23 protein-coding genes and 3 pseudogenes are annotated in these 25,608 nt (G+C 63.8%); 9 read left to right on the top strand and 17 right to left on the bottom strand.

Annotated elements, in window-relative coordinates; genetic code table 11:
- Nucleotides 1–556 precede the first annotated feature (556 nt).
- Nucleotides 557–1,402: an SDR family NAD(P)-dependent oxidoreductase gene (locus QMK32_RS24045; protein ID WP_283478038.1), complete on the bottom strand. Its 846-nt coding sequence runs from the start codon at nt 1,400–1,402 to the stop codon at nt 557–559.
- 58 nt (nt 1,403–1,460) lie between these two features.
- Between QMK32_RS24045 and QMK32_RS24040 the strand changes: the two genes are divergently transcribed.
- Nucleotides 1,461–2,048, top strand: coding sequence for a TetR/AcrR family transcriptional regulator (locus tag QMK32_RS24040; RefSeq protein WP_283478036.1), 588 nt, complete (start codon nt 1,461–1,463; stop codon nt 2,046–2,048).
- A gap of 233 nt (nt 2,049–2,281) precedes the next feature.
- On the opposite strand, the pseudogene QMK32_RS25300 reads toward QMK32_RS24040, so the two are convergent.
- From QMK32_RS25300 to QMK32_RS24015, 4 genes and pseudogenes are all read right to left on the bottom strand, one after another.
- Nucleotides 2,282–2,628: pseudogene (locus tag QMK32_RS25300) on the bottom strand (nuclear transport factor 2 family protein).
- Nucleotides 2,629–2,874: 246 nt separating this feature from the next.
- Nucleotides 2,875–3,513, bottom strand: a complete 639-nt coding sequence (locus QMK32_RS24025) for a DUF1109 domain-containing protein (RefSeq protein WP_283478033.1) — start codon at nt 3,511–3,513, stop codon at nt 2,875–2,877.
- Nucleotides 3,514–3,818: 305 nt separating this feature from the next.
- Nucleotides 3,819–4,934 carry a hypothetical protein gene (locus tag QMK32_RS24020; protein WP_283478032.1) on the bottom strand — a complete coding sequence of 372 codons (1,116 nt, stop codon included), beginning with the start codon at nt 4,932–4,934 and terminating at the stop codon, nt 3,819–3,821.
- A gap of 581 nt (nt 4,935–5,515) precedes the next feature.
- A complete protein-coding gene (locus tag QMK32_RS24015) occupies nt 5,516–6,070 on the bottom strand; it encodes a maleylpyruvate isomerase family mycothiol-dependent enzyme (RefSeq protein WP_283478030.1) in 555 nt (184 codons plus the stop codon).
- Between the two features lie 144 nt (nt 6,071–6,214).
- Between QMK32_RS24015 and QMK32_RS24010 the strand changes: the two genes are divergently transcribed.
- Nucleotides 6,215–6,652: a MarR family winged helix-turn-helix transcriptional regulator gene (locus QMK32_RS24010; RefSeq protein ID WP_283478028.1), complete on the top strand. Its 438-nt coding sequence runs from the start codon at nt 6,215–6,217 to the stop codon at nt 6,650–6,652.
- Nucleotides 6,653–7,101: 449 nt separating this feature from the next.
- On the opposite strand, the pseudogene QMK32_RS25485 reads toward QMK32_RS24010, so the two are convergent.
- A pseudogene (locus QMK32_RS25485) lies at nt 7,102–7,173 on the bottom strand (nucleotide-binding domain-containing protein); the annotation flags it as partial.
- A gap of 127 nt (nt 7,174–7,300) precedes the next feature.
- Between QMK32_RS25485 and QMK32_RS24005 the strand changes: the two are divergent.
- Together QMK32_RS24005 and QMK32_RS24000 are read left to right on the top strand one after the other, a co-directional pair.
- Nucleotides 7,301–7,693, top strand: a complete 393-nt coding sequence (locus QMK32_RS24005) for a hypothetical protein (protein WP_283478027.1) — start codon at nt 7,301–7,303, stop codon at nt 7,691–7,693.
- On the top strand, nt 7,690–8,442 hold the full coding sequence (locus QMK32_RS24000) for an RES domain-containing protein (protein ID WP_283478026.1): 753 nt from the start codon (nt 7,690–7,692) through the stop codon (nt 8,440–8,442). Before QMK32_RS24005 ends, QMK32_RS24000 begins: the two co-directional genes overlap by 4 nt.
- Nucleotides 8,443–8,783: 341 nt before the next feature.
- On the opposite strand, the gene QMK32_RS23995 is transcribed toward QMK32_RS24000, so the two are convergent.
- The 9 genes from QMK32_RS23995 to QMK32_RS23955 form a co-directional block, all read right to left on the bottom strand.
- Nucleotides 8,784–8,918 (bottom strand): hypothetical protein, encoded by a 135-nt coding sequence (locus QMK32_RS23995; protein ID WP_283478025.1) that lies wholly within the window; start codon nt 8,916–8,918, stop codon nt 8,784–8,786.
- Nucleotides 8,919–9,202: 284 nt separating this feature from the next.
- The gene (locus tag QMK32_RS23990) at nt 9,203–9,811 is read right to left on the bottom strand and encodes an ATPase (RefSeq protein ID WP_283478024.1); all 609 of its coding nucleotides are present in this window, start codon (nt 9,809–9,811) and stop codon (nt 9,203–9,205) included.
- Nucleotides 9,811–10,170, bottom strand: coding sequence for a TA system antitoxin ParD family protein (locus tag QMK32_RS23985; RefSeq protein WP_283478023.1), 360 nt, complete (start codon nt 10,168–10,170; stop codon nt 9,811–9,813). The genes QMK32_RS23990 and QMK32_RS23985 overlap by 1 nt, the downstream gene beginning before the upstream one ends.
- Nucleotides 10,171–10,754: 584 nt before the next feature.
- A complete protein-coding gene (locus QMK32_RS23980; RefSeq protein WP_283478022.1) occupies nt 10,755–11,429 on the bottom strand; it encodes a Crp/Fnr family transcriptional regulator in 675 nt (224 codons plus the stop codon).
- 409 nt (nt 11,430–11,838) lie between these two features.
- Entirely contained in the window at nt 11,839–12,186 is a 348-nt protein-coding gene (locus QMK32_RS23975; protein WP_283478021.1) for a hypothetical protein, read from the bottom strand.
- Nucleotides 12,173–12,379, bottom strand: coding sequence for a hypothetical protein (locus QMK32_RS23970; protein ID WP_283478020.1), 207 nt, complete (start codon nt 12,377–12,379; stop codon nt 12,173–12,175). The genes QMK32_RS23975 and QMK32_RS23970 overlap by 14 nt, the downstream gene beginning before the upstream one ends.
- Before the next feature lie 85 nt (nt 12,380–12,464).
- The gene (locus QMK32_RS23965; RefSeq protein ID WP_283478019.1) at nt 12,465–12,635 is read right to left on the bottom strand and encodes a hypothetical protein; all 171 of its coding nucleotides are present in this window, start codon (nt 12,633–12,635) and stop codon (nt 12,465–12,467) included.
- 5 nt (nt 12,636–12,640) lie between these two features.
- Nucleotides 12,641–14,503 carry a hypothetical protein gene (locus tag QMK32_RS23960; protein WP_283478018.1) on the bottom strand — a complete coding sequence of 621 codons (1,863 nt, stop codon included), beginning with the start codon at nt 14,501–14,503 and terminating at the stop codon, nt 12,641–12,643.
- A gap of 210 nt (nt 14,504–14,713) precedes the next feature.
- A complete protein-coding gene (locus QMK32_RS23955; RefSeq protein WP_283478017.1) occupies nt 14,714–14,926 on the bottom strand; it encodes a hypothetical protein in 213 nt (70 codons plus the stop codon).
- 401 nt (nt 14,927–15,327) lie between these two features.
- Here QMK32_RS23955 and QMK32_RS23950 point away from each other — a divergent pair, with 401 nt between their 5' ends.
- Together QMK32_RS23950 and QMK32_RS23945 are read left to right on the top strand one after the other, a co-directional pair.
- Nucleotides 15,328–16,401 carry a DNA polymerase III subunit beta family protein gene (locus tag QMK32_RS23950; protein ID WP_283478016.1) on the top strand — a complete coding sequence of 358 codons (1,074 nt, stop codon included), beginning with the start codon at nt 15,328–15,330 and terminating at the stop codon, nt 16,399–16,401.
- Nucleotides 16,402–16,440: 39 nt separating this feature from the next.
- The gene (locus QMK32_RS23945) at nt 16,441–16,998 is read left to right on the top strand and encodes a hypothetical protein (RefSeq protein WP_283478015.1); all 558 of its coding nucleotides are present in this window, start codon (nt 16,441–16,443) and stop codon (nt 16,996–16,998) included.
- A gap of 287 nt (nt 16,999–17,285) precedes the next feature.
- Here QMK32_RS23945 and QMK32_RS23940 read toward each other — a convergent pair whose 3' ends face one another.
- Nucleotides 17,286–17,945 carry a hypothetical protein gene (locus QMK32_RS23940; protein ID WP_283478014.1) on the bottom strand — a complete coding sequence of 220 codons (660 nt, stop codon included), beginning with the start codon at nt 17,943–17,945 and terminating at the stop codon, nt 17,286–17,288.
- A gap of 159 nt (nt 17,946–18,104) precedes the next feature.
- Nucleotides 18,105–24,350, bottom strand: a complete 6,246-nt coding sequence (mobF, locus tag QMK32_RS23935; RefSeq protein ID WP_283478013.1) for a MobF family relaxase — start codon at nt 24,348–24,350, stop codon at nt 18,105–18,107.
- Between the two features lie 201 nt (nt 24,351–24,551).
- Between mobF and QMK32_RS23930 the strand changes: the two genes are divergently transcribed.
- The 3 genes and pseudogenes from QMK32_RS23930 to QMK32_RS23920 all read left to right on the top strand — a co-directional run.
- Complete coding sequence (locus QMK32_RS23930) at nt 24,552–24,896, top strand: hypothetical protein (RefSeq protein WP_283478012.1); 345 nt, start codon at nt 24,552–24,554, stop codon at nt 24,894–24,896.
- Nucleotides 24,897–24,912: 16 nt separating this feature from the next.
- A complete protein-coding gene (locus tag QMK32_RS23925) occupies nt 24,913–25,224 on the top strand; it encodes a hypothetical protein (protein ID WP_283478011.1) in 312 nt (103 codons plus the stop codon).
- A 53-nt stretch (nt 25,225–25,277) separates the two neighbouring features.
- Nucleotides 25,278–25,608 (top strand): annotated as a pseudogene (locus QMK32_RS23920) (tyrosine-type recombinase/integrase); the annotation flags it as partial.

Raw genomic sequence — 25,608 nt, 5'->3', positions numbered from 1 at the left:
ACGAACACTATCGAACCGCGGTAAGAGTTCGCGCATTTTCGAAGCATGCGATCGCTGCCCGACATGCCCAGTTTCGTCCCACCTCGGACCGACGAATAAGTCCAGCCGCTATAGCGGACTTACCCAGCGAACGTCTGCATATGTTGTGCCGCATCAGTTTTCGCGGCTTACGGGGTGTGCCCTGAACAACCTCGAATCGGTGTCACGGAGCAAGGGCGTCTGTCGCCCGAGGGCTAAGGCCCATTCAGCCCACATTCGAATCTCCCCGGATCAGGCTGTGCACGTGCATGTCGTGCCATTCGTCTGTGTGACGTACTGACCTGCGACGAGTCCCTTCCAACTGGAATCCGGCCTTACCCGCGACGCGGCACGAAACAACATTCTCAATCGAGTGTTCGCCCAAACGTCGGTTCAGGTCGGGGCGGCTACGCAGTCAGCGGCAGTACACCCTGCTCACGCACGTGATCCGCAGTGGCAGAAAAACATCTTGCCGAGAGGTGCCCGCACCTGATATCGAACCGACCCGCACAGGCAACCGCCGGTAGTTGTGGTGGTTTCACCGCATTCCACGGCCGACTGCCTCCCACGCTTGTCCTTGAACGAGCTGGTCGGTTAGCTTGGTTCTGATGCCCTCGATGGCGTCCTCGCCCAGAGCGAGCCGCAACGGCGGGTGGGCACTGGTCACGGCATCGATGATCACGGCGGCAGCTTTGTCCGGATCGCCTAGTTGTGTGGGGTCCATGGAGGCGAAGGCTTGTGCGGCCGCGGCAACGCTTTGTGCATAGTCCGGCAGTGCCGGTGGGGTGACGTGAAGGGAGTTGCCGAAGCCAGTGCGGAAGTCGCCTGGTTCGACGATGGTCACCCCGATGCCGAGGTGCGCGACCTCCTTGGCCAGGACTTCGGAGATCCCTTCCACGGCGAATTTGGTGGCCGCGTACGCGGCCAAACCAGGCGCTGGTGGCGCGATGCCTGCGAGCGAGGAGATCTGCACGAGGTGTCCATGACGTTGACGCCGCAGGGTCGGAAGAGCCGCGCGGACTACGTTCAACGAACCAAAGACATTGACCTCGAACAGATCCCGCACTTCGGCATCCGAAGTTTCCTCGAGCGAACCGAACGAGCCTCGGCCAGCACTGTTCACGACCACATCGAGATGCCCGAAATACTTTACTGCGTCGTCGACGGCAGCTTGCACGTCCTCGGTGTTGGTGACATCGAGTCGCAAGACGTGCAGGCGGTCCTTGCCGAAGTCCTGCAGGGTCGCTACCGCTTGTCCGTCCGGGGACCGGATCGCCGCGGCAACGCAGCCCCCGCGTGTGAGAACTGCTTTGCTCAAGGCGAGCCCAAAACCGGAGTTCCCCCCGGTGATGAACCACACCTGGTCCTGCACTGGATCTGTCACTCTGCCTCCATAGATTCGATACTGATCGAGCAGTATCGTTAGAGGTAGACTAGTCGATATGCCTAACGAGGACGCAACCAAACCAGGGCGACCGCGCAGTGAGCGGGCGCGCCGCGCTGTCCTGGAAGCGACCCAAGCCCTACTGACAGACAAGGGACTGCCCGGGCTCACCGTCGACGACATCGCCTCTCATGCCGGGGTCAGCAAGAACACGATCTACCGGTGGTGGCCCAACAAAGCAGCAGTCTTGATGGACGCCTTCACCGCAGCGACAAGCGCCAAACTCAAGGCACCCGTCGACGGCACAGCCACCCAACGATTCCGCGCACAGGTCCACCGTGTCGCCCACCTGATGAATGAACCGGAAGCGCGCAGACCCTTCATCGCGCTGGTGGCGGCCAGCCAACACGATCCAGAGCTAGCGGCAGCATTGCGAGACCGATTCATAGCCGAACGTCGAACGTCCGCCGCCGCGCTTCTCGGCCAGATCGCCCAAGAGCGCCCTGACCGGAACAACCTTGACCCAGACATCGTCATCGACCTGGCCTACGGGGCGCTCTATTACCGGCTGCTCATCACCGGACAGCGCCTCGACGCGCCATATGTCGACCGTCTACTCGACGCTGCGCTCGGCCCCGACCACTGAACACCGGCTTTTCGTTCGGGCAGGCCGACATTCCCTATCAAAGGCGGCGCTAAGCCGACTGGTGTTCTATTGGGCTGGACGGATTAGCCGGTCGTAGGCGGCCCTCAAACGACTACCTGTCCGAAAAGTGATCTAGTTTAGATCAACAAACATCGACATTGCTTACCGCGACCGTTTCGACACGGTCGCGACCAAGCTCCCCGGGCAGATCAGTGACGGGCACTACTGCTGGGTCAGGCCGGCAGAATCGAACCGTGAGCGGCCACTATCGACCAACGACCATCCCGGTTGAGCCAGGTCCGCGAATACATCAGAACTGCATCGAGAGGGGATCCCCCGACGCTGGCCTTGATATGCAACTTGACACGCGTGATGCCGATTCCACCGACGACCTGAACTCGTCGACTCAACTCGTCAACGGACTCGACATCAAGATCACCGGCGCGATGCGATGCCATGCATCCTTGTCGATGATCGACCCATCAGGACCGACAAACTCGACGTCCGCGTGCAGGATCGAGTCGAGACCGTCGATATCGTTCGCACGGAATACGCGCAGGAAACTCGGTTTCGGCTTCATCCAGACTTTGTTCCGCGTCAAGGCTCGGCATCGTCATGAAGCGGAGCCTAACGGAGCCGCCGCTGACATGTCGCTCTGTTCTGCTCAGAGCAGAGGACAGTCATCGTCGGACAGAGACTCGAACCATCAGGAATCGCGATGAAAACCGGGCACGGCTATACCGGGTGTCACCAGTAAACGTCTGCATATGTTGTGCAGCAGCATATTTCGTTCTGAACTGTCAACCCTTGCTACTGCGAATGTTGATCAGTCTCGATACACCGATTCGTATCGGTACCAAGGGCCATCGAGGTGTGAAATGGAGGAATCGACATTGCCCAGGCCGGCAGGTTCATGATCAGGTGAGTACACCCACCCGCTCGTAAAGCTGAAGAAGATGGTCGAATTGTCGACGAAATAGACCTCTCCCGACGGGCCGCCGCCAAGCGCGCGACTGATATCGAAAGGACCGATCTCGAACTCCTCGCGGGACGTGCCGGGGTTCTCCCTGATGTCGACGGCGATGGCCTCGAACTCGCTACGCTTGTCGAGGAATGTCGTAGCTGGCCCCCACACCACGAACGCGAAGGCGGCAGAGACGACGACGGGCGCAGGGAGTATCCACCAGGACCAACGTTGGTCGCGGCCGAGCACGTAGAGGGTTCGGATCGCCCACACCAGGCCAGTGACCGCCAAAACCGCAAGTACCGCTAGATGGGCCAGCAGTGGGTCGGCCCAGGTGTGTGCGCCGAACGGCGACGGCCACCAATTTCGTTTGACGCAGACCCACACCGCAACGGCGGCCGTCACGAAGGTCAGGAGTATTGGACCGGGTGGCTTCGACCGTGTCTGCTCGCCCGTCAGCTGCTGATGCACCCACCTGTCGAGCGATGTCATTCTCGCCATGGAGCCAGCGTATCGGTGGCAACACCACAGTGAACTCCACCGCGGCAGAACTGATGCTCGGCACTGCCGTCGGCACCCGAAGTCAGTCGCGATTGGGATGTCGGCCGTGAACGTGGCAGAAACCGTTAGGCAACGAGTGTGTCTGGTGCCTGTTGCAACACGTCCGCCAGACGTGCGAGCGCAATACGACGAGTCTTGATATGCAGAGTTACCAGTAAACGTCTGCATATGCTGTGCCGCAGCATGTTTCACACGGACGCTGATCAGTCCGAGTTCCGCGTAGGCTTCGAGTCATCCTGGAGGCGTCATTCACCCGAAATTTCGAAACGGTCCCTCAATGTTGCGATGAACCCCTCGTATCCGTCCATACCGAATGCGTCCAGGGCCCACATGTAGGTTTCCAGGGCGCGATGCAACGAGTCGAAGGGGACCGGTTCGTAGAATCCGGCCAGCGTCTTCACTGCTTCGTATTGCTGGAGCGACTCGCGCCTGGACGGTACGCCGGGAACGATCCGTTTCGGGATGGTCGGGTCCCACTTCACACGCTCGGCCAGATCGAAATAGTCCTCGTCGAGACGGCCCTGCGCAATCGCACGATCCGCCCACTCGTTAACCCAAGGGTAGTTGTCGAGTCCACTCATCGCGAAACATGCTCTGATGCAAAAGGCCTTGAATACGTCGAGCGTCTCGTCGTCCTGCTGCGCGAGCCAGTCGACCAAAGGTCGGTCGAGGAAGGCCAGCTGTCTCGCGTACTCCTGGTGCACCAGCTTGCCTTCGAGCGGCCGACCGCCATAAGCGCGTTTCAACGCGCTCGCAGCGCGACCGAGATCTGACTCAAGATCGACCTTTCGAGCCACACCGTTGTCGTCGCGAACGTAGATCATCGACCTGTCCGGCCACAGTTCGGTGTCATTCGTCGGCTCGTCGGACCACGCCCTATCCGTCTTCTTCAGCGTTGCCACCACAGGTGGCTCGGCGAGGTCGTCGCGGTGTGTGGGCCAGAATTGGAACAGGTAGTCCTCGACCGGCTCTGTAACCTCCTGCGAGGTCGACGTATCGCGGCCACGTGCATGTGCGCGAACACGATAGGACCCAGCGGGAATTTGCCCCAAGCCTTCCGAAGGATGCCCGTCCAGTGATCGGACTGCGATTGCGGCCGACGCGGTGATGACCGATTCTTCGACCACCTCCCATTCGTCGTACTCGGCGGCGGGCTCTGCCTGCCACACCTGCACCGTCACGCGAGCCGGCCCGTAGGACACGCCCGTGTACGTGGACAGAAAACCTGGACCCACCTCGATCAATGTGCCCTTCGCGCGCACGTCGAGAGGGTCCGCGTCGTCGTTCGAGACAACGAATTGATCATGATCGACCACCACGATTCCCGAGGTCTGCAGAACAGGTTCAGTATCTCCGGACACGGAGACGAGCCTAGCGTTTTCACGCTTCAGCTCGCGGGGTGCGGAGCAATACGACCAGTTCTGATAGGCAGGGGGTGCCAGCAAAAGGTTGAATGTTGTTGCAGTACCGTGATTGTCGTTGGTACGAGAAGCTAGCGAGGTCGAGCGGCAGTTCTGATCGACTGTTCGAGTCGGTGCCGGCAATACGAAAGGCCCGGCGTGAACGGGTCTGAGTGTGGACGTGAGCGGCGAAACAGCGACTTCGAGGTCGAAGCGCATTGCCGCCGTGGTCTAGTAAAACAGTGGACTGGGTCGAGAAAAAACTGAGGGTCGCCGCTATTACCGGTGCCTGCACCGGTGTGGGTGTCATGCTCCCCTGGACCCTTGAGCGGTCCAAGTCCTGGTTGGCGCTGCTGGTGTTTCCTGCGTTCTTCGGTGCGGTGCTCGGGCTGTTGGTCGGTGTGGTCGCGGTCGGTGGTGGCCGCTACGCACTGTGGTCGGACCGAGTGTGGCCCGCACGATCGGCGGAAGTATCGTCTCGTCCGTGCTCGACGTATCTCGCCATAGTCGAAACCAAGCTCGGCCCAACAAAAGGTCCGATCTCATCTGAAACTCGGAATTCGTTGAGACAGCCTAAGTGCGCAGTCCCACGATGCATCTGGATCAGTGAGAGGTGATTTTTGTAGCGATTTGAGCACTCGATAGGCGATGTCGGCGGGCGGGCGGTAGTCGATTCCCATGGCGCGTGCCAGGTCGTAGGTGTGGATGACGGTGTCGCTAACCTGCTGGTCGTAGATCGTGCTGGCCTCGCGGTCGACGCCATCGATGCGGTGAAGCTCCTCGGCGACCAGAATGGTCGCGAAGGCATCCTCCAGGATGTGCGCGGTCTGGCGGTATCGCGTTTCGAAGCCACCCCCGTAGAGGTTGGCCGCAGCGGGCAGGTTTGCTCGAACACTCGGGTCAGTCTGCTGTCGCTGGGGTGTCGGGGCGTTGGCAAGCGCTGCGGTTAGAACGACGTTCTGATCGATCAAGTGCAGGTACAGAGCGCCGACATCTTTACCGGGAACAGGCGTGGGCTGCTTAAAGTCGCCCGAGGTCATCTCCGAAAGATGCTCGGCGAGGTCTTCGGCGACAGTGTGCAGCGTGGATACATCCATGGGGTCCTCCTGGGCTCCGGCAGGGCGTCGCCGCTATGCCGCTGTCGTGGGGTGGGAATAACGTGGGTCTCAAGATCGTCGAGAACCATCTACCGCAGTAGAGGGATTCGTCTACGACGGTAGATGATTTGAGGAGGGTTGTCTATGACGGGTGGCGGCAATCAGCAGCGCCTCGAGCCGGATTTGGCGGCGCTGATATTCCAGGTCGTGCCGCGGCTGGGTGCTCTAGAAGAGCCGATCCTGAGTGAGGCCGGGCTGTCGATGTGGGAGTACGCGATCCTGACCGAGGTCGCAGGCGGCACCGCCATGTCACAGAAGGAGCTCTCCGGTCGAACAAACCGGGACCCCACCCGACTGGGTCGACATCTTAATGACCTATCGGCCCGCGGACTCATTGCCCGCGAACGGGCACCCGATCAACGACAGCGCGCCATCAACATCACCCCTAGCGGACAGGCGGTGCTCGATACCGTTCGGCGCAGAGTCAGGACAGTCGAGGACGATCTGCTGCACAATGCGTTGTCTACCGACGCCGCCACTTTCCGCGACCTGCTCGCCCGTCTCGCTGCGGCGTGTAAATAGCTCAGGCAATACAGTCGCGACCCCATCGAAAACGTTTGGGCCCGATCGAAAAACGATCTCGACAGACCAAGAACGTGGTTGGCGAAGACTAGCCAAACATCCATTAAGCCGTCACTGCGCAACCAAGGGGTGTACCTGGGCCTGGCGGGACTCCCGCTTGGTGGCCACGTCGTCGGGGCACACACCAGCAGTCCTGACGGCCGCCGACACTGTGCAATACGACCAGTTTTGATATGCAGGGTTACCAGTATTTGATGAGAAGCACTGGCCGACAAGGAATTTCCTCGCCTTTGGATGCCACTCGTACAAACATTCGACCTGAGCATCAATTACATGATCGCTCGAAGCGGACAACGGATTGACCCACGTCGCACACGTCCCCGCGTGCCCGGTGAAAACGAAAGTCCAGATGGCGTCGCCTCACGTTGTGATAGGAACATCAATCACATCTATCGCCTCACGACCACACCGTTTTCTACGACGTAACACTCGGCGATGTGCTCGCCCCGGAAGCTTGTTCGCTCATCGCAGGCACCGACACCGCCGCGTCAGCAACACACTACATTTCAGAGCCAGCCAGCGGTGACCCACTTTGTGATGTGGCAGGATTTGTGGGTGGGATATACACTGTGTTTGAGGAGTGATGAAATGACTACAACACATCCACGGCCCGATCTGGCCGCATACACCGACGCGGCTCGCATGTCCCAGTCCGAACTCGTCGGCGCTTTGCGTGACCTACTCGGTGCCAAACTCGTCGCCTACCTGGGGCGAGTGAAGGAAACCCGCGCAGTGCGGCAGTGGGCGGAAGGCACTCGCACCATTGGCAATCCGGACGACGTCGAACGGCTCCGCATCGCCTACCGCGCTGCCCGCCTCGTCACCGAACGCGACAGTGCATCTGTCGCGCAGGCATGGTTCCAAGGCCTCAACCCCATCCTCGACGATCGAGCGCCGGCCCTACTGCTGCGCGACGGGGAGCTCGCCGATATCGGACCGCAGGTTCTCGCTGCCGCCCGCCAGTTCGCCGCGGTGGGATGAACCAACCACGCTTGTCGCTGCTCGAGAGCCCACAGAGCCCGATCAACACCGTCAGCCGCCACGACACGGTCATCTTTCGCGTCGGATATGCCCCCACCCCATGGGAATGGACACCGTGGGAATACGCCACTGATGGGCGCTTCGCCGGCCGTTGGGACGATCCCGAAGGGGTGTGGCGCACCCTCTACTGCGGGATCAGTGCACTTGCCTGTTACCTTGAGGTCCTCGCGTTCGCCCGCCCCAGCCCACAGCTGATCGCCGAGCTCGACGACATCACCGTCGACGACGACGATCAAGCAAGGTACCCCACCCTGCCGCCCGGTCAACTCCCCCAGTCCTGGTGCACACCACGCATGCTCGGCCGCGGCGCCCTCACCGGACGCTTCGCCCTGCCCACACACCCGCACAGCGTCGCTGCCCTGCGCTCGATCTTCCGGCCCCTCGCTATTCGTTACGGCCTCGACGACCTCGACACCGCCGCACTACGCGACGGCCGACCCCGCGGACTCACCCAAGCCATCTCAGGATGGATTTACGCCCTCACACACGACGGCCGTACCGCCGTCGACGGCATCGAATTCGATTCGCGCCATGGCGACCAATTACGCATGTGGGCGCTCTACGAACGCGCGACAGACCCCACCATCAGCCCACACATCGACGCGCTCGAGCACTCCCCCATCGACAACGCCGACCACGAACTCGACCAAGCAGTAACCATGCTTGGACTCCAATGGTCGCCCGCCTGACACCTACATAAACCCGCGGACATCGGCAGAGCATGCCCAGATGTCGTCCTTCCGCTCACGGTTCTGGATCCCGAGACGCAGCTCGACCACTCAATGGCCCGACGCCCGCCGGCCGAAGCCCTTTACAGCGAACACAACATCGCGCTCACCGCGAATACGGGGGGGTCGAGGGGAAGTTGCCCTAGATCCGGCGCCAACGACCACCGGCAGATCACCTACCCGCGCAGATACCTACGCCAGTGGCAGCGACACTGAAGGACAACCTGCATGGTAGCTACGAGCAATTGCAGAAAAACATGGATGGTTTCCGATACGCAGAGGAAGTACTGGGCCTCGAGTAACTACACGCGGCCGTTGGCGGTCTTCCCTGAGCCGCTCGTCGATTCCGTACCGCCGCGAGCCGTGCCGTAGACGCCCGCACATTGAAGTGCGCCGCAGAAGCGTTCTTCGCGAAGCTCGGCGACCGTCTCGGGCACGATATTTTCGTCAGGTATTCCTGACGAACTCGATAGCTCATGGGCGCCGTCGGCCGTTGCCAGTACGGATCACGGTGTCGTCCGGCGACCAGCCGGACGACGCCGCGACTGCGAGCGAAATGCCTTCGGGCACAACCGATGTGTGGCGCGAGAGGTCACTCGTCGATACCAGCCACGGCATTCGAGCGAGCATACTGCGAGGTGGACCTGATGAATCGTACAAATTTGTCACTGTGACGAAATGGTGGACGCGGCAAGCTAGGCGCGCCGACGCCGCTGGCCGATCACTGATTCGATTCGGGTGGTCTCGCGTGTCGAGGTGCGCCGCTGCCTCGGAGGGCGGCCGGTGCCCATCTGGGCCAGCTCGCGTCTCCGACGAGTGCGCCGTGGGTGTACAGAGCGCACGGCCGGAACGGAGTGCGTGCGCTGCCGTTGTCGAACACCTCGACCACGTCGGCGATGCCGATCGCTGCATCGAGATGGATCCATAGTCGTTCGTACCGCTCCCGGATTTTCTGCTCCGGTACGTCATGTCCGCCGCGGCGTACCCGTTCGGCGACGCGCTGCACCGCGAGCTCGACCGGGACGATGATGATGTGCAGGCGAACGAGATAGCCGGCGTCCACGGCGTCGGAGACCAGCTGAACTTTGCTCGGATGCGAGAACACGGTTTCAGTGATGAACGAGCGCCTGTGGGCGATGTGGTCTCGACGTCGGGCTTCGGCGATCTGCGCTGCCTCGTACGCGTGTTCGGCCTGCGCATCGGGCCAGCGTTCGAGGGTGATCTCGTCGGCGTTGATGAACGGGAGCCGGGTGGCCGGACTCAGCACATCACGAACGTAGGTCGATTTGCCGGCACCGTTGGGTCCAGCCAGAAGATGCAGCAGCGGCATCAGCGGTGAGCAGGATGCACGATGAGGTTGCCGTCGTCGTCGACTTCCGAGTACGACTCCCCCGCGGCCGCGAACTGGGCGGCATAGTTCTGCTGGCTTCGCAGGGTAGTGGCCCGATCGGCCCACTCCTCGCGGACGATGGCCTGCTCGTGTTCGCCGAGGCCGTCATAGGAACCGGTGCCGGTGAGAACTTCGGTGACCGCGCGGTGATTCACCCGCGGCGACATCTCGAGTTCACGCCCGATCCGCGCCCAGTGCGCGATCTGCTGCGGCACCGTGCGGGAGGTGGTGAGTGTGGCTGCCGCGGCCGATTCGTACACATCGGCCGGCAAACGGGTCGGCTGACTGGTCCTGGTCATACCTGCATGGTAGCACCGTGCTACATATGAGTATTGTCGCTCTGTCGGGCTACCCGCAGGACCATCGATAGCAACGATCGACATCGCCGGGCGCGCCGCATCAGCGCAATACCGCAACCGCGGTAGGGCTGCCGCTTTCTCCTCACCTAAGCCAACTATGGACTGTATAAACATGTATCCGGCAGGGACTTACAGAGCCATATACATTCATAGAGTCGCGCAAGCTGCCCTGCATCGAGTACAGCGCCGCGGCGCCCTGGCCGCCGGTTTTCCCGCCGAAACCGTAGCGGCATGTGCCCGGTTGCCGAACGAACACGTCCGACTCGACCACTGCTCGGGCCATACCAAGCCCGTACCAGCGACTATGGATTATATGGCCATACCAGTGGCTCAGCGGATCTGTGTGGCCTGCACACCGCGCCGATGAATCAGCCCTGAATCCGACTACGGTTGCGGCCCTCTCGCCGGGAAGGCAACCACATGATCCCTGGCGATGCTCTCATCGTCATTGCGCGAACTCGTCATTGCGCGAACTCGTCATTGCGCGGACTCGGCGTCTGCACGACCCGGCGGCCGGCCGCGCGTCAGCGGGCTCGGCGGGCAAGACGCTCGGAATCGAGGATCAACACGCTCTTACCTTCCACACGCAGCCATCCACGGTGCGCGAAGTCGGCGAGTGCTTTGTTGACCGTCTCGCGCGATGCGCCGACCAGCTGCGCGATTTCCTCCTGAGTCAGATCGTGCGTGAGGCGCAGCGCGCCGGCTTCCTGGGTACCGAAACGTTGCGCGAGCTGCAGCAGGGCCTTGGCGACGCGGCCCGGGACATCGGTGAAAATCAGGTCGGCGAGGTTGTCATTGGTGCGGCGCAGGCGGCGGGCGAGCACGCGCAGCAGTTGCCCGGCCACTTCGGGGCGCTGATCGATCCATCCTTTGAGTGCATCTCGATCCATGCTGACAGCGCGCACTTCGGTAATCGTGGTGACCGTGGACGTACGGGGCCCCGGATCGAAGATCGCCAGTTCGCCGAACATGTCGGATGGACCCATCACCGTCAGTAGGTTCTCGCGGCCGTCCGGCGTGCTGCGACCGACCTTGATCTTTCCCGCGACAATGATGTAAAGCCGATCTCCAGGCTCACCCTCGGTGAAAATTCGGTGGCCGCGAGGAAAATCGACCGACTGCAGCTGCTGCGTCAGCGCTGCTACTGCAGACTGCTCGACTCCCTGAAAAATGCCTGCCCGGGCCAGGACCTCGTCCATCGCACTCCTTCGTCGGTACCTCGACCCTGTTCTATGTCGACGCCGTTCATCTTCTCACTCGATCGAGGAGCGTCACCGATGAGCACCGGCCTGCGCGGGACCGAATAGGCCGGAGGCTCGGCCGGCGCGCGAAACGTCAGTAGCGGTTCGACGGCTCGCATATCTGACAAGCCCGGTCATCGGATTCTTCGATGACTCGCGGGCCCGGGCGCTGGGCCCGGCCGCTCCGTCGCGTATACGGCCCACCCCCACACAACCAGCTCCCTGCGCGGAACGGAGCCGGCGAAAGGGCGCACGCAGACGAGGCGGCCCATCCCCCTCGTCGAGTGATCACCGTGTCAACGAAATCGCAGATGGTGGCGATCCCCGACCACCCCATCGACCGCCACTGCAGAGCCGCGAGGGTTGTCTAGAACATCGCCAACTGCGCGGCATCGATGCGGCTGCGGCGGGTCCGTGAGCGCGCTGCCGGTGCAGAAGGTGCCGGGGTGGGCGCGTTGACGGGTGTGCCGATTCCGGCGCGGCTGGCGAGTACGGCGCGCACGGACAGCCGGCGAGCGTGCTGCGCGCGCCCGTCAGGGCTCTCGCGCTCGTTCCAGTGCGATCGCCACGCCGGCGATCCTGCCTGCGGCGCTGCCATTGCTCGGTCGGTCAATCGGTCGAGTAATACATCGATCTTCTCGGTCAATGCCGCTGCGAGTTCGTCGAGTACCGGCTCCGGGACACCCGCCACCTCGAACGCGTCATTCTCGCTCATGGCATGAACTGTAGATCCTCACTCCGAACACGCCGGCTGCGACCCCGCTGCCCTCGCACGGCATGTCGGCATCGGAATGCGCGCCAAACAACAGTCCGTCGGAGACGACGAAATCGGACACTGCCAGTACCAGTGCTGCCTGGCAGGCGATCTCGCGGGTCAGGGGCGGGCCGAGCAGTGTTCGGATCCTCATACCGATCGAGTATTCATCGCGCCACCGACACCTTTCTCCTACAGGCGAGGGCCGACCGGCCTGTCATGAAGGGCCGCAACGCATTTCAGAGGGAACCGATCGATACCCGGGGTGCGTCCAACACACCGCGGAAGACGACCCGCATCAACCCCCACGCATCGATAAAGGACGGATACCGCCCTGCGCGACCCTCAGCTTCAGCCGGCGCGATCACCGCGATGGCCGCGCCGGCTGAAGATCCTGTTTTATCGATCATCGATCTCAGTCCGCTCGTTCGGGTGGCCCGCTTCCGATGACTGCGGCGAAATAGTCGTCGCCGGGCAGATAGGACGCATCTTCGACCACGCCCGGCGGTGTAGAGGATGGTTCGGTGGGGATGCGGGCTTCTTCTCTGGCTGCGAGCCATTCGCGCCACACGATGCGTTCTGCCCGGTGGCGCACGATCCGGGCACTGATCGCCGCGTCCAGCCCGTGGCGGTGGCCGATGTCATCGAGATCCGCCGCGCCGAGGCTGACCCCGCGACTGTCCACGGTGACCAATCCCGCGATCCGCAGATCCAACAGAGTCTCGTACCCGCTGGTGCGCCCAATGGCCACGGCGGCGAACAGTTCCTCCGCTGTCATCGTGTCCGGTGCTGCCGCGACCGCCCCGTACAGGATGCGATGTCTCCAGCCGATCACACTCCACGCCGGATGCACCGAATCGATCTCCTGCCCCACCCCTCCCCCTGACACTGCTGACACAAGCTCGAACGTGTCCTCCTCTGACTCGCCCATCACCGCCGGCACCAGGGCGTAGCGGTCAGGATTCTGGCCGGCCCCTCGTTCGATCAGCAGCACCGGTGATCCTTCGGCCTCCCGCAGGCGTTCGAGCACCGACCACACCGTCGACTCCGGCAGCATCCCCGCCGCGATCGACAAGGACCTTCCCCCAACCCCCACTACCGGGGTTCCTTCTACGACTTGACCGGATACAGCTGCTGCCCACCCGAGAGCTTGGATCACAGCGTGGGTGGTCCATCTATCTCGTTTTCCGTTGTATTCGCGAGTAACCCAGTTCTGTGCTGTAGCGACCCAGGATCGAAAAATCGGGTTACTGGTCCCCCCTGTGTGCATTTGCTTGTGCCTGGTATCCCGGACAGGTTCGGGGAGTGTCGATGCGGCCCATTCGAGGGCGGCGGCGGCGTCGCGGCGCAGGGCGCGCGCGGGTTCGGCGTAGCGGGCGTAGGCGGCGCGGACGCCCGACCATTCGGCGGTGGCGGCGCGGGCGAGGATGTCAGCGGCGGTGGCGCCGGTGAGGACGGCGTGGGTGAGCACGGACTGGCGGGCTTCCGAGCGGGACGGCCAGCGACGTAGATCGACCTGACCGGTGGCTGCGAATGCTGTTACGCACGCCGGTGTCGGCGAGGTGCGGCACAATCGTGGATGCAGGCGGGCGCGGTCGCCGGTGCCGATGACCCGTTCGGCCACCGTCGAGGCGGTGATTTCCGCGGCTACCGCTCGGATGTCGCTGCGGCGGGAGTGAACGCCGCCGAGAAGAGCTGAGAGTCTGGTGAGCGTTCCGGGGTCGGACCCGATGGTCAGAGTGTTCACCGCGTCCGCGACGTCAGCGCCGACCAGTCGGCGGTGCCCGCCTTCTCGGCACGCGGAGCCGGGGACGGTGATGCAACCAGTCGCCTGGTTCGTCATCGGGGTGATGTCGAGGGTGCGCAAGCGAGCTGCGAGTTGACGCAGCAGTGGCTTGAGTTCGGCGACACCGGCCGTTGACCCGGGTGCCAGCGGGATCAACACGTGGCGGCCGCCGCTGGTGGAGACGTCGACGACCGCGCGGCCACCGCACTCGCCTACCCAGCTCAACACCCGTGCGACGTCCGCGGCGACTTCGTCGGCACCGTACTTCTTTGCATCGAAGTCCAGCGCGAGCAGGCGCGCGCGCCCGCGAGAAAACAGCGGTACCGCCGCCGGCACCGCAGGCCGTTTGATCGTCAACGGACCCGCCGCAACGAACTTGCGTAAAGCCGGGTCATGCAGGCGCATCGAGCGACGCGCCGCGACAACCGGGGCGAAACGCCGCCACAAATAGTCGGGGGTCGTGTCAGCCTGGTAGGCGACACGAACGTTCAATCTTGTATCTACTTCAGGGCACGATGTACCCTGAGACATGTCAGGCAAGACAAGTCCCTTCGGGGATCGCAACACATCATGAGTTGCGAGCTAGTCACTCGCTTCTCTGACTTCGAAAGCCCTCGGCTCGCCCGCCGGGGGTTTTTCGTTATCCGTGCTGCGTAGATTCAGTTGGACGTATGACCCAGATGTCGGTCCGGGCCAACGCGGCTACGCAGTCAAGGGCAACACCCCTTGGTCTCGCCGTCGGTTAAGTTCGAGCGCGAGGTCCTCGCGGTCGTTCACGATCGCGATGAGGTCGGCCAAGTACTGACCTAAAGACGTCACACCTGCTGAACTCTGTTGTTCTTCGAGCGTCTTGATCAGCTCTAGCGGGATTCGGACAGTCAACGGCTTCCGCTCACCCTTACTGGGCATCGGCATGGCGTGGCCTCCTTCATCTGCATTATCGGTCCCAACCGAGATCCATCCTGATGCAGCATCACGTTCAAACAGGTCTGACACGCCGGGGAAAACTAAAAAAATATTGCGCCGTAAGTAGTCCGACAGCTCGTACTGCCTCACGCTGCAGAGCTACTTCCCAGCGGTGGACCCTGGACAGCGACCCGCTGCAGTGCACCCACTCAGTGCAATCGACCTAGCGGCCCGTTTACTTAGTGGTCGAGTTTTGAAGTCCTTCGGGGGTTGACGCTGAAGAACTTCCCGTGCCAGGTGGTGAGGTGGAACGCGCCTGAGTAGCCGAGGGCTTCAGGGGACGGCCCGAGCACGTTTCTGCGCGGGTGCGAGTTGACCTTCAAGTTGGATGAGGGTCAACAATCGAGTTCATGGACGGTCCCACGGACCTACTGAGCATCAGTGTCTTCGCGCGGCGAGTGGGTCTCGCTCCGAGTGCCCTGCGTTTCTACGACGACTGCCGCGTTCTGCGGCCTGCATGGGTTGACGGGGTGACGGGATACCGCTTCTACAGCCCTGCGCAGGAGGCTCGTGCCGCTCTCCTGCGCGGTCTGCGAGATGCGGGCCTGCCGCTAGCTGAGGTTGCCGTGGTGCTCGACGGGCCCGAACGCGAGGGTCGCGAGGTACTGGAGCGGCACTTGGACAGGATGCGGGACCAGACGCAGACGGCCAAGGCCGCCATCGCGGTCGCTCTTCGTTCCCTCTCGACCGTCGTAGGCATGACGGAAGCTCGAATCGGCGGTGTGGAGTTGGCCAGCGCTGTCCGCCAGGTGGTGCCAGCCGCAGCCTCCGACGCGGAACACCCTGCGCTTGGCTGCGTCCTCATCGAGATCGATGACGGCGAGGTGCGCCTTGTGGCCACCGATCGCTATCGCCTCTCGATGCGTGTCTTGAGACCAGAGGCGCTCGACGGAGGGCCCTGCCGTCTTCTGGTGCACGCGGCCGACCTGATGGAGTTCGGGCAATGGGCAGCGCGAGTCCACCAGGTCACCCTCCAGGTCGGACCAGACGAGACTCGGGCATCCAGTACCTCGCAGTCCTGGGTCCTGGTGACGGTCGATGACCAGTTCCCCGTCTACCGCGAGATGCTCTCGGCCCTGGCCCCGCCCGAATACCGCGTGATCGTGGATCGCCTGGCCCTTCGCGACGCGGTCAACAGCCACGGCGACGCTCCCCGCATCGCTCTGAGCTTCACCGGCGACGAGATGACCATCTCACTTCCCGGTCACTCCAACGCAGCCACTCTGCCCGCGGTCTGCCACGAGGACCTGCCCCAGCGGATCGGCTTCGACCCCGCCGTCCTGGCCCCCGCCCTGGCGGCCAGCGTCGGGCCCGACGTCCTGCTCGAGATCTCCGCCGCAGACCGACCCGTCGTGGTGCGCTCCGCGGACCAGGGCAGCTTTACCACCCTGGTCATGCCGGCCGCCCTGAACACCTCCAGCTGATCCTCCCTCAACACCGCGCCCTCGCCCCTCAGGAGAACCGTGACCGACTCCGAGAACTTCGTGGTGCAACTGTGCGTACCGGCGAAAGCCGAACGCTCACTCAATCGAGACGAACAACGGCTCGACGATCTCGAATTGGTCGAGCTCTCGGACTTTCCCAGAGCGGTGCAGCTCAAAGACCTCTTGAACAAAGTCGCCCGACTACGACGCGAAATCAGGGAGGCCGAGACCAGCCCCGAAGCCCTTGCACGGGACGGGGCCCGAGCCGAACGCGCGGCAGCGAAGGGCCGGCAACAAGGCTGGTCGCTAATGCTCAACCCCACCAAAGCCCTTGTCGAAGACCTCGGCATGGGAAGCGCCGACGATGTGCGAGAGTTCATGCACACGAAAGCTATTGAAGCTCAACATGCCAGTGCGCAGCGCGCAGGAGGATTCGGACAGCTGCAACCGGGCGACACATCCACCAGGCCCGGCAACTTCCTCCGTGCAGTGGAAGATGACCCGGGAACGGCCAAGCCGTGGAAGAGCACCGAGCACGAGGGACCGGAACCAGGTCGCACCAACGAATCTGACAACGGATACGACCTCGACGCTTAGAACCATCTCATGAACACGCTGCGGGCCGTCAAGATTTCTTGACGGCCCGCAGCGTTCGTGGTGTCCGTTCGATCAGAGATCGAAGACCGTACTGTCACGAAGCCGTTTCACGATGAGGCCCGGCAACAAGATCGTATGCCCGTCATAGCAGACGAACTCGTCGAGCACATCACCCTGCGCAGTGCTCTGTGATGTGCGTCTGACAAACGCTACGTCTGCGGTTTCGTCGCACTGCGCACAGTGGACCGTCCTATACCTGCGGACCCGAGTCCCATAGTTGTTGGCCATCATTTGACTCCCTCGACGGTCCCGGCAAAGGCAGCCGACGGGTCGGCACCCAGGTAGCCGATAGGCCCTCCGCTGACGACTTTGATTCTGCTGCTCATGATCTGGCGGACCTGCTCTTGGTACTGGACCGGTACCGCAGGACTGAGCTGAAGGTCCGACATACCGGGGTGACTGCGGTGCAGGAGCGTGCCGCGGTAGTGAAATCGCGGCCGATCTTCTCCGCGACGTACGAGTTCGGCCTCGACGCCGTCGATCTTGTACACGGCGACCGGGAGGCTGGCGATGGTGACCGCGTAGAGCTCGTTGTCGATCACCCGACGCGGGTACGAGCGCCACCACCGAAGACTGGTCTGTTCGAGCTCGCAGTCGGTGTGCTCGGTACTGAACCCGATCCACTTCCGGTCTTCCCCGGGGTAGGCCGGTTTGCGGGCATCCGTTCTCAGGACGGTAAGTTCGCCCTCCTCGGCGACCAGGTAGCTTCGTCGTTCGATTCGTTCGACGACGTCGGAACGGATGGGGAGTGTCAGAACGTGGGCGGCCACGAGTTTGTCGACGGCCCCCATGGCGATGCCCAGGCGCGATGCCGCCTGACTTCGAGTGAGAGTGTCGGGTGCGGGCTCGTGAACGCCCGTCGGCAGCGCGAATTTCGCAAGTGGCATGGTGCAATTCCTTCTGTAGGAGATTCCCCAGATCGGAGCCCGACGTGGCGTCGTGACGGTCGTCCCTGGAGATGGAACTTCAGGCTACAGTGTATTGGATTCTAGACACCAATGGGTGTCTAACCGGGCCTGCTTCCTCGTCGATCACGATGCAGCTGATCAGAGGCCGTGGTCGTTATCGTGCTGGTGTTCGGTGACGACAGGGCCGGGCTGCTGTTCCGGATGCAGTGTCTGCGTATTGGTTCGAGAACGCCCGGGGCCAGGCGTGTCGGAGACCAGGCGCGCGATGCGCTTTTGCGCGTCCGAATCGACTGGTTCGATGCCGGTGACACGGTTGTCGGTGTCGGTGAGCCCTTCGATCGAGGAGGCCTCCACCGTGCGCGCTGTACCGGCGACGGCGCGTACGCGTTGTTCGGCAGCATGACGTTCTCCGGCCAACGTCACTGTCCGCAGACGCCGGCTGCGTTCGGTGATAGCGGTGTCGAGCACGGCGGCGGCGGCGAGGTCGGCGGCGCGGCGGCCCGGATCGGCGGCGCGTGCCGTGATCGCGGGCCATTCACTGGTCTCTGCCCGCACACGCCCGGCCGCATCGCGGACGGCACGTTGGGTGTCTTGGGCCTGGCGGGCGAGGCGTTCTTCCCTTAGTCGTGCCTCGTCGACGGCCGGTTCGATGCTCTTGCGCTCGCGCCGCTTCGCCGTGCCCAGTCGCTCGGTGAGCGCGGAGTGGTTATTGTGTGCTGTCTCGTGTTCTGCCCTGATCCGCCGCAGTTCGGTGGCGAGTTCGCGTGCGGCGGCGATCGCTGCGGCTTGCTCAGTGAGCCGGGCATAGAGCTTCTCGGTGTCTGCCACCACCGTGGGCTCGGTGCGCGATCGTCCGGCGCGGTCGACGAACGCGATCAACTCTGCGTCCGGCACAAGCCGGATCGGGTCCTGCTCCATCTTCTCGAGCAACGCGGCGTCGGCGGTCGAGAGTGCCGGTGGCGAGTCAGGAGCGTGCGCTACGTCCTCCTGCGTAACCTCTTCCTGCGCGACGCTGTCCTGGACGGATACTTCTGTCTGAGTCAATGTCGACGGTGCAGCGGTCGTCGTTGTCATCGCGACACGCCTCGCTGCGTGCTCGGCGCGCAGCAACATGCCGCCGAGGCGGTCCACTTCCTGCTGAAGTTCTGCCAGCGCGGCGAGGTCGATGCTCTCGACCGTTCCGCGGGTGGTGATGACGTCGACGGTGGTGACTTCTCCCCCATCGGCTGCGGCGACGCGCTCGTACTCCGCGGCTGCCTCCTGTGCGCGATTACGGGCGGCGGTAGCGGCGTCGTCGGCGAATCCTGCGCGCCAGATCTCCCAGTCGAGACCGCGCCCGGCGAGCGCACGGGCATCGTCGTCGTCCCCGGCGGCCGCGACGTCGGCTGCGACAGCGGGCCGCACGACGGTGTCGATCCGGTGCCAGAGCGCTTCGGCCTCGAACGCGGTGTCCATCCAGTCCTGGCGGGCATCGAGCATCGCGATCCGGGCGGGGCGTTGCCGATCCGCGCGCTCTGCGAGCTCGTCGAGCATCGCGGCCGCGTTCAGCACAGTGGGGCTGGTGCCGTCGGCGATCTGCGCGCGCAAGCCGCGGTGTTCGGTCTTCGCGGCGTCGAGATCGGCGGTGAGCAGTCGTACTCGTTCGTCTGCGGTGACGCTCGGGTACGGCAACACCAGCACTCGCGCGTGCTCGAGCATCGCCTCGTACGGATCGACGTCGGTGTCCGCGTCAGGCTCGAGGGCATTGGGTTCGGCGGCACCGGGTGTGGTGTCGTCGTTGTAGCCGTCGTATTCCGGCGGCGGCGCGTCGTCGTACTCGACCGGGGCATCGAGTCCGTCGAGGGAGGCGAGGTAGTCGGCGTCGGCCTCGACGGGGATAGACGGCGACGCTGCATCACCGGGCGCAGCGGCTGTGCGGGCGTTGACCGGCGGTGGCCGATTGGCTGGGTCTGCCCACTCGGCCGGCAAGACGTCGGCGCAGGTGTCTGCGGCGACTGCGTCGATCGGGGCGAAGGCTTCTTCGTCCTCGGCGGCGAGAGGTTCGATGTCCGGGCCGACATAGGTGCGGGCGAGGTGGTTCTCGCGCACCAACATTTCCGCACGCCACGTCAATGCGGTGGCGAGTTCGTGGGCGGGGAAGGTGACGCCGTGATCGACCGGGTCGATGCCGCCGTGCAGGAATTCGTACGCGGTGCCGAGCAGCTGCCCCGGTGTCCACATGCTCGGGTCGGCGGCCTCCACGGTCGCCACGAGCGCCGGCCAGGACGGGTCGGACATGACCCGGGCGGCAGCTTTGTCGCCGAGCAGTTCGGTCAACATCGGTGTCCACGACGGTGTGAGCGCCGCGCCGTCTGCGGTGTCGGTGTCGAGAGCGGCAGCGGACAGCTCGCCGGAGAGTCGCCACCACAGGGCGGCGGCGGGTAGCTCGTCGGGCAGGGGCGACGCGGCGAGTGAGTCACGCACGAGGGTGTGCACGTCGATGCCGGCGCGGGCGGCAGCGGAGAGTCGGTCGGCGAGGACCGGGAAGTACGGATCGCGGGCGATGTGGGTGTCGAGTTCGTCGACGAACGCCCGCCACAGCGTCGACGCGGTGTGCGCGCCGCCGAGTACCTTCTCGGCGCGCTTGTCGAGCTTGCGCTGCGCCTTCAGTGATGCGGCAGCGAGTTGCATCGGTCCGGTCGGTCGACGGTCGTCCGGATCGATACCGTGTGCGGCGCGGAAGACCGCGAGATCGCTCAGCAGATCGAAGTTCGGTTCCTCGGCGCCGAAGAACGCTCGCGCCCACAGTTGCGCGGTCGCCGGGCTCCAGGATCGGACGTCGGCGTCGATACGGTCGCGTAATGCGGTGACGGTGTCGGTGCGGGCATCGAGGTACGCACCCCATTCGGCGTCCGCCCGTTTGCCCGCGTCCTCCCCTTTGCCTGCGTCGCCGCGTAGCGCGGAAGGGATCGCTGGGAGCCACGGCAGCGGACCGCGGCCGGAGGAATGGTTACCGCTGGTGTCGAGTCGCCAGTCCAGCACGGCAGCTTTGTCGTCCGCGGTACCCAGCTCGCGGGAGCGAACCGCAGCGCGTAATGCCTCGACGGGGTCGCGTCCATGTGCGCCGACGATCGCCAGGTGTCCGCGCAGGACCGGCCATGCGGACTCGTCGGTCAACCCGGTGACTTCGGCCTCGGCGGCAGCGTCGATCTGCGCCATCTTCTTCGGTCCGAGGAACACCTCCGCCCCGGTCGCCACGGAGTAGTCGTAGGCGTTCGCGAACTGCGCCAAGTGCGCGTGCGGGTCGTCGGCGGCGGTGAGGGTGGAGTGCGCGGACACCTGCGCGCCATCGCGCCGCAGGATCGCCCGGAAGTCGTCGACAGCGGTGGGGGGCAACATGCCGCGTTCGGTCATCGCGGTGTGCAGGTCGCCGTCGGATGCGGTCGCGAGATACATGTGGTTCGCCAGCCGTCCGCGCGTGAGCGCGACGTAGGCGAGCTGGCGGGTTTCCTCACCGGTGGCCACGACGTGGCAGGTGTCGGCGGTCGACCCTTGCGCCGAATGCACCGTTCCGGCGTAGCCGAGTTCGGTCGATGTTTGGACGTAGTCCGGTGCGAGGGTGACGGTGCGGCCGAGTTCGAGATGACGCACCACCAGGGAGCCGTCTTCGCCGACGTCCTCCACGGTCCAGCGGTCACCGTTGCGGACCCAGTCGGTCTTGGAGATGGTGTTGCGGCGATCGTTGGAGCGGGTGCGGACGATGTCCCCGGCGCTCGCCCGTAGCCCGTCGGCGAGCACTGCTTCACACCCGACACCTCCGTCGCCGGCAGTCGCAGTGGTAGTCGCAGCGGCAGCGGCAGCGGCAGCGGCGGCAGCGGCAGCGAGGCGGTCGGTGCGGGCGCGAGTGTTGAGTTCGGCGACGAGCTCGCGTGTCGGGGCGAGTAGCAGTGCGTCCTTACCGGCGGCGCGGTCGGTGGCCCACGCGTTGTACGCGTCGTCGGTGACGGCCGCGATCGAGCCGACGTGCAGCCGGGAGTGGTCGATGTAGAAACCGATCGCGGCGTCGTCGCCGTCGCGCAGTGCGAGTGATGCCGCGCCTTCCGCTGCGCCTGTTGCTGTGTCGCGGAAGCGCACCACCTGTGAGAGCGTGAGCGCTCCGACGCGGTCGTGGATATCGCGCAGCACTCCCCCTGATGCGACGGAGGCGAGTTGTTGATCATCACCGATCAACCGCACCGTTGCGCCGCGCTGTGCGAGTGCGGTGACTGCTTCGTCGAGGTCGAGAGTGCCGGTCATCCCGGCTTCGTCGACGATGACGAGAGTGTTCTCCCCGATCGCGGAATACCACTCGGGAACCGCGACCGATTTTCCGTCGCGGAGCCGCTGAGTGATGTCGACGAACTTCGCCAACGTATCGGTAGTCGTCAAGATATCTTGACGCAAAACTTTGGCGGCGGCAGCGGTCGGCGCGAACCCGACGACATGTCCGCCCGCGTTCTGCCACGACCGCGTCAATGCAGTCATCGCGGTGGTCTTGCCAGTACCGGCAGGGGCGAGTGCGAGCTGAAGTTTCGCACCGGAGGTGGCCATCGCGCGCACCAGTGAGCGTTGTCCTGCGTTGAGTTCGCGCCCGTTCGCAGCAGCTTCGAGGAGCGCCATCTCCACGTGCTCCTCGGCCACTGCAACACCATCACCGCGCTGTGCAAGGGCAACGATGCGCGCCTCGGCATCGAGCACGTCGGTGGTAGTGAACAACGTTGCTTCGTGCCGGGTGTGCACATCGCGGCCATCGCGGCGACGCATCACCTCCGGAGCGAGATCGGCAGCAACATCATCGCCGAGTTCGTCGCCCAACGTGACCGCAAGCTCGGTACTGCACGCGCGGTCGGTGATCGCCTCGACGAGGTCGGTGATGCGATCGGCCGGCGGATTGACAGTGCGCACCCGGCGGATCGCCTCGGCGCGAATGTTGTGCCGCTGGTACCGCGAACGCGCACGGGAGACGACCTCGACAACCTCCGCGGCGGCGTAGTCGATCCACCGCGGATCATCGATGTCCACACTCGCCCGGATGCGCTTGCGACCGGTCACCGCAGCAACCATCTTCGACACCGCGGCCGGTGACCCGAGTACCTCGATCGCCTCGGCCCGCCACCCTCCGCGCTGCTCGGCGTGCGAGAGCGGTTCGTGTTTCGCCTGACGTGTTTCCAACGTCGCGCGCTGCGCGAGACGAATCGCTTCGATGGCCGTCGGCTCGCGGTAATGCTCGACTTGGAACTCACGCGCCAACTCCGCGGTGCGCACAGTGATCGCCGCACTGCGCGAGGACCAACGCTCCGCCAGCCGCGTATCCAACCCGGTGATCTCGCGCACCGGACGTTTACTACGGTCGGCGGATGGACGCTCCGCGAACTCCACCCCGATGCGCTCCCGCAACTGCGCTTCGAGTGCAGTGTTGTACACCTCGGAGGCGGGAACATTGTTGCGATACAGCGCCGCCCCGTCGAGTGCGAGCCACTTGATCGTCCCGTCCGGCAACGTCGTGGAGACCTTGTTGGAGATCGCAACATGGGTGTGCAGGTTCGGATCCCCGGCGCGCGAATCACGGTGCGTGAACGCCGCAGCGATCAACCCGTTCGCGTCGACTTGCGCGACACCGCCGTTGCCGAGTCGGGTGAAACAGGCGTGCTCTTCGAGGTAGTCGAGTGCCGCTGCGATCGCCGACTCGTGCGCTGATTCGATCTCCTGCGAGATCTCCCGCGGCGCAACAGCCCACAACGCCGACACCGATTTGACCGGTGTGAACGTCAAGTCGAAACCGGCGACGGCTTTGGTGTTCTGCCGCCCCGATTTAGCGACCCAACCCGACAGTTCACGCTCATCAGCCGGGCCGCGCCCGTACTCGCGGGCGAACATCTCCGTTGCCACGCGGGTGCGGATCACCGCACGTGCTTCGGGCTCGATCGGTGCGTTCCACTTCTCACCGGCTGCGAGGTTGTGCTCGACGAACGCCTTCGCGCACGCGATGCGGTAATCCGATGCCCCGTTGTCGATCTTGAACGCACGCCCGAGCTTGATCGCCGCCGACGCCGCACGCTCCGCATTCTTCGTCGACGCCCCGCCGGCGAGTTCCGCGGCGAACTTTTCGGCGTACATCGTGTCGGCCTCAGGGTGCAAGCCGTCACCGAACAGCGCCTTCATGTGCGCCTCGGACACCTGCTCCCCCACACCGATCCTCTCGAGCGCTGCAAGACCGGACCCGGTCCAGCGGCCCGGAGACTCCCCTTTTTCGGAGTAATACTCCGCCAGCGAAGCAGCCCCCCGCTCGGTGGAATCTGCCGCTGCAACCTGCCTGGTCAGGTACGTATACCCGTCCCCAGCAGTGAGCTTGTGCAGACCCATCATGGACCGCACCCTACCAGCGAAACCCGCGAAGCGGCCTTAATGCATGAGGTCTGTGGGTTAAGTCGTGGCTTTGGCTGTAAGTCGGTGGCTGTGGGATCGAGTGGGGTTGGGGTCGGGTTTTTGGTTGTCGGATCGGTGATGTGGGGGGAGGTTGTGTCAGGATCTAGAAAATTGAGGGTGGTTGGGGTTAGGGTGGGCGGCATGGCGTCGACTCAGGCTCGGATGACTGCGCGCGCTCGGGCGCGGGCGGCGCAGCAGAAAGTTCTCGTCGACCGCAAGCGCCGCGACGACGCCAACATGACCTCACTGACCGCGTTCTTCACCGCCGCCGAACACATCGACGCCGCGCAACTGGCGATGGCGCGCGCTCTCGATGACATCCGCGGGCGGGAAGGAACACTCACCGCTGCCGCGACATTGGCCGGCATCACAACCGGTGAAGCACGCAAACTCCTCGCACTGCTCAACGACGACACCGACAGCAACTCACAACCAGCAACGACTGTCGCGCACGACGGCGACGACACGGACGGGGAGAAAACATGACTGGAAGCGCTGACCGGTGACTGAATCGGTGGTGCAACTGGCGTTGTTCGGCGGCGACGCCGACATCGCCGCACTCGAACCGATTCGTCGGGTGTGGCGGCCGTTGCAGGTGCCGTTGTCGGCGAAGACGGTGGCACGGTTCTGGACGAAAGTCGTCATCACTCCGACACATTTTTGGTTCCGCTCAGCGGTCAGCAATCCAGATGGGTACGGCAGAAACCGAGCGGAGTTACATCGGATTACGCATTCGACTGTTTGTCACTATCGACCGATGATGCACGCGGGGCAGACACCTCGACTTCATCGTTGCACGCGAACCCCCGCCTGAACAGGCAAAATCAGGGGTTGCTAACAACGCAATAATGATGCATCGTATGCAACATGGTTTCGGCGGCTGATCTACCGGGAGCCAGCCATCTCGTCCTCGCTCCCGGGGTAGCACATCTCGATCCGAAGACGGCCGTTTTCGAGGCGATGCTCGACGGCTGGGCACGCCAACAACGAGCACGGTTCCTCAAGCCCGAAACGATCGCCGGCCGAGAGTTGAAGATCCGGCGCATGACCGAATTCACCAACGACTACCCATGGTCGTGGAGATGCGCCGACGTCGAGGAATTCATCGACACCCGCCGCCACTGCGGACGACGCATCACCGTGGCAACCGCACGACTCTACGAACACACCCTGAGAACATTTCTCGAGTTCGTCACCG

The sequence above is a fragment of the Rhodococcus sp. H29-C3 genome (assembly GCF_030063405.1).
GTDB lineage: Bacteria > Actinomycetota > Actinomycetes > Mycobacteriales > Mycobacteriaceae > Rhodococcoides.
The sequence above is the reverse complement of the archived record's forward strand: the minus strand, read 5'-3'. Positions and strand labels throughout refer to the sequence as shown.

Bases quoted from the DNA above. Each gene is read 5' to 3' on its own strand.
- QMK32_RS23950 (WP_283478016.1), top strand. From the start codon at position 15,328: ATGGACGGTCCCACGGACCTACTGAGCATCAGTGTCTTCGCGCGGCGA.
- QMK32_RS24000 (WP_283478026.1), top strand. From the start codon at position 7,690: ATGAACCAACCACGCTTGTCGCTGCTCGAGAGCCCACAGAGCCCGATC.
- QMK32_RS24010 (WP_283478028.1), top strand. From the start codon at position 6,215: ATGACGGGTGGCGGCAATCAGCAGCGCCTCGAGCCGGATTTGGCGGCG.
- QMK32_RS23985 (WP_283478023.1), bottom strand. From the start codon at position 10,170: ATGACCAGGACCAGTCAGCCGACCCGTTTGCCGGCCGATGTGTACGAA.
- QMK32_RS24015 (WP_283478030.1), bottom strand. From the start codon at position 6,070: ATGGATGTATCCACGCTGCACACTGTCGCCGAAGACCTCGCCGAGCAT.
- mobF (WP_283478013.1), bottom strand. From the start codon at position 24,350: ATGATGGGTCTGCACAAGCTCACTGCTGGGGACGGGTATACGTACCTG.
- QMK32_RS24040 (WP_283478036.1), top strand. From the start codon at position 1,461: ATGCCTAACGAGGACGCAACCAAACCAGGGCGACCGCGCAGTGAGCGG.
- QMK32_RS24025 (WP_283478033.1), bottom strand. From the start codon at position 3,513: ATGGCGAGAATGACATCGCTCGACAGGTGGGTGCATCAGCAGCTGACG.
- QMK32_RS23940 (WP_283478014.1), bottom strand. From the start codon at position 17,945: ATGCCACTTGCGAAATTCGCGCTGCCGACGGGCGTTCACGAGCCCGCA.
- QMK32_RS23990 (WP_283478024.1), bottom strand. From the start codon at position 9,811: ATGCCGCTGCTGCATCTTCTGGCTGGACCCAACGGTGCCGGCAAATCG.
- QMK32_RS24005 (WP_283478027.1), top strand. From the start codon at position 7,301: ATGACTACAACACATCCACGGCCCGATCTGGCCGCATACACCGACGCG.
- QMK32_RS23965 (WP_283478019.1), bottom strand. From the start codon at position 12,635: ATGATCGATAAAACAGGATCTTCAGCCGGCGCGGCCATCGCGGTGATC.
- QMK32_RS23980 (WP_283478022.1), bottom strand. From the start codon at position 11,429: ATGGACGAGGTCCTGGCCCGGGCAGGCATTTTTCAGGGAGTCGAGCAG.
- QMK32_RS23930 (WP_283478012.1), top strand. From the start codon at position 24,552: ATGGCGTCGACTCAGGCTCGGATGACTGCGCGCGCTCGGGCGCGGGCG.
- QMK32_RS23975 (WP_283478021.1), bottom strand. From the start codon at position 12,186: ATGAGCGAGAATGACGCGTTCGAGGTGGCGGGTGTCCCGGAGCCGGTA.
- QMK32_RS23955 (WP_283478017.1), bottom strand. From the start codon at position 14,926: ATGCCGATGCCCAGTAAGGGTGAGCGGAAGCCGTTGACTGTCCGAATC.
- QMK32_RS23970 (WP_283478020.1), bottom strand. From the start codon at position 12,379: ATGAGGATCCGAACACTGCTCGGCCCGCCCCTGACCCGCGAGATCGCC.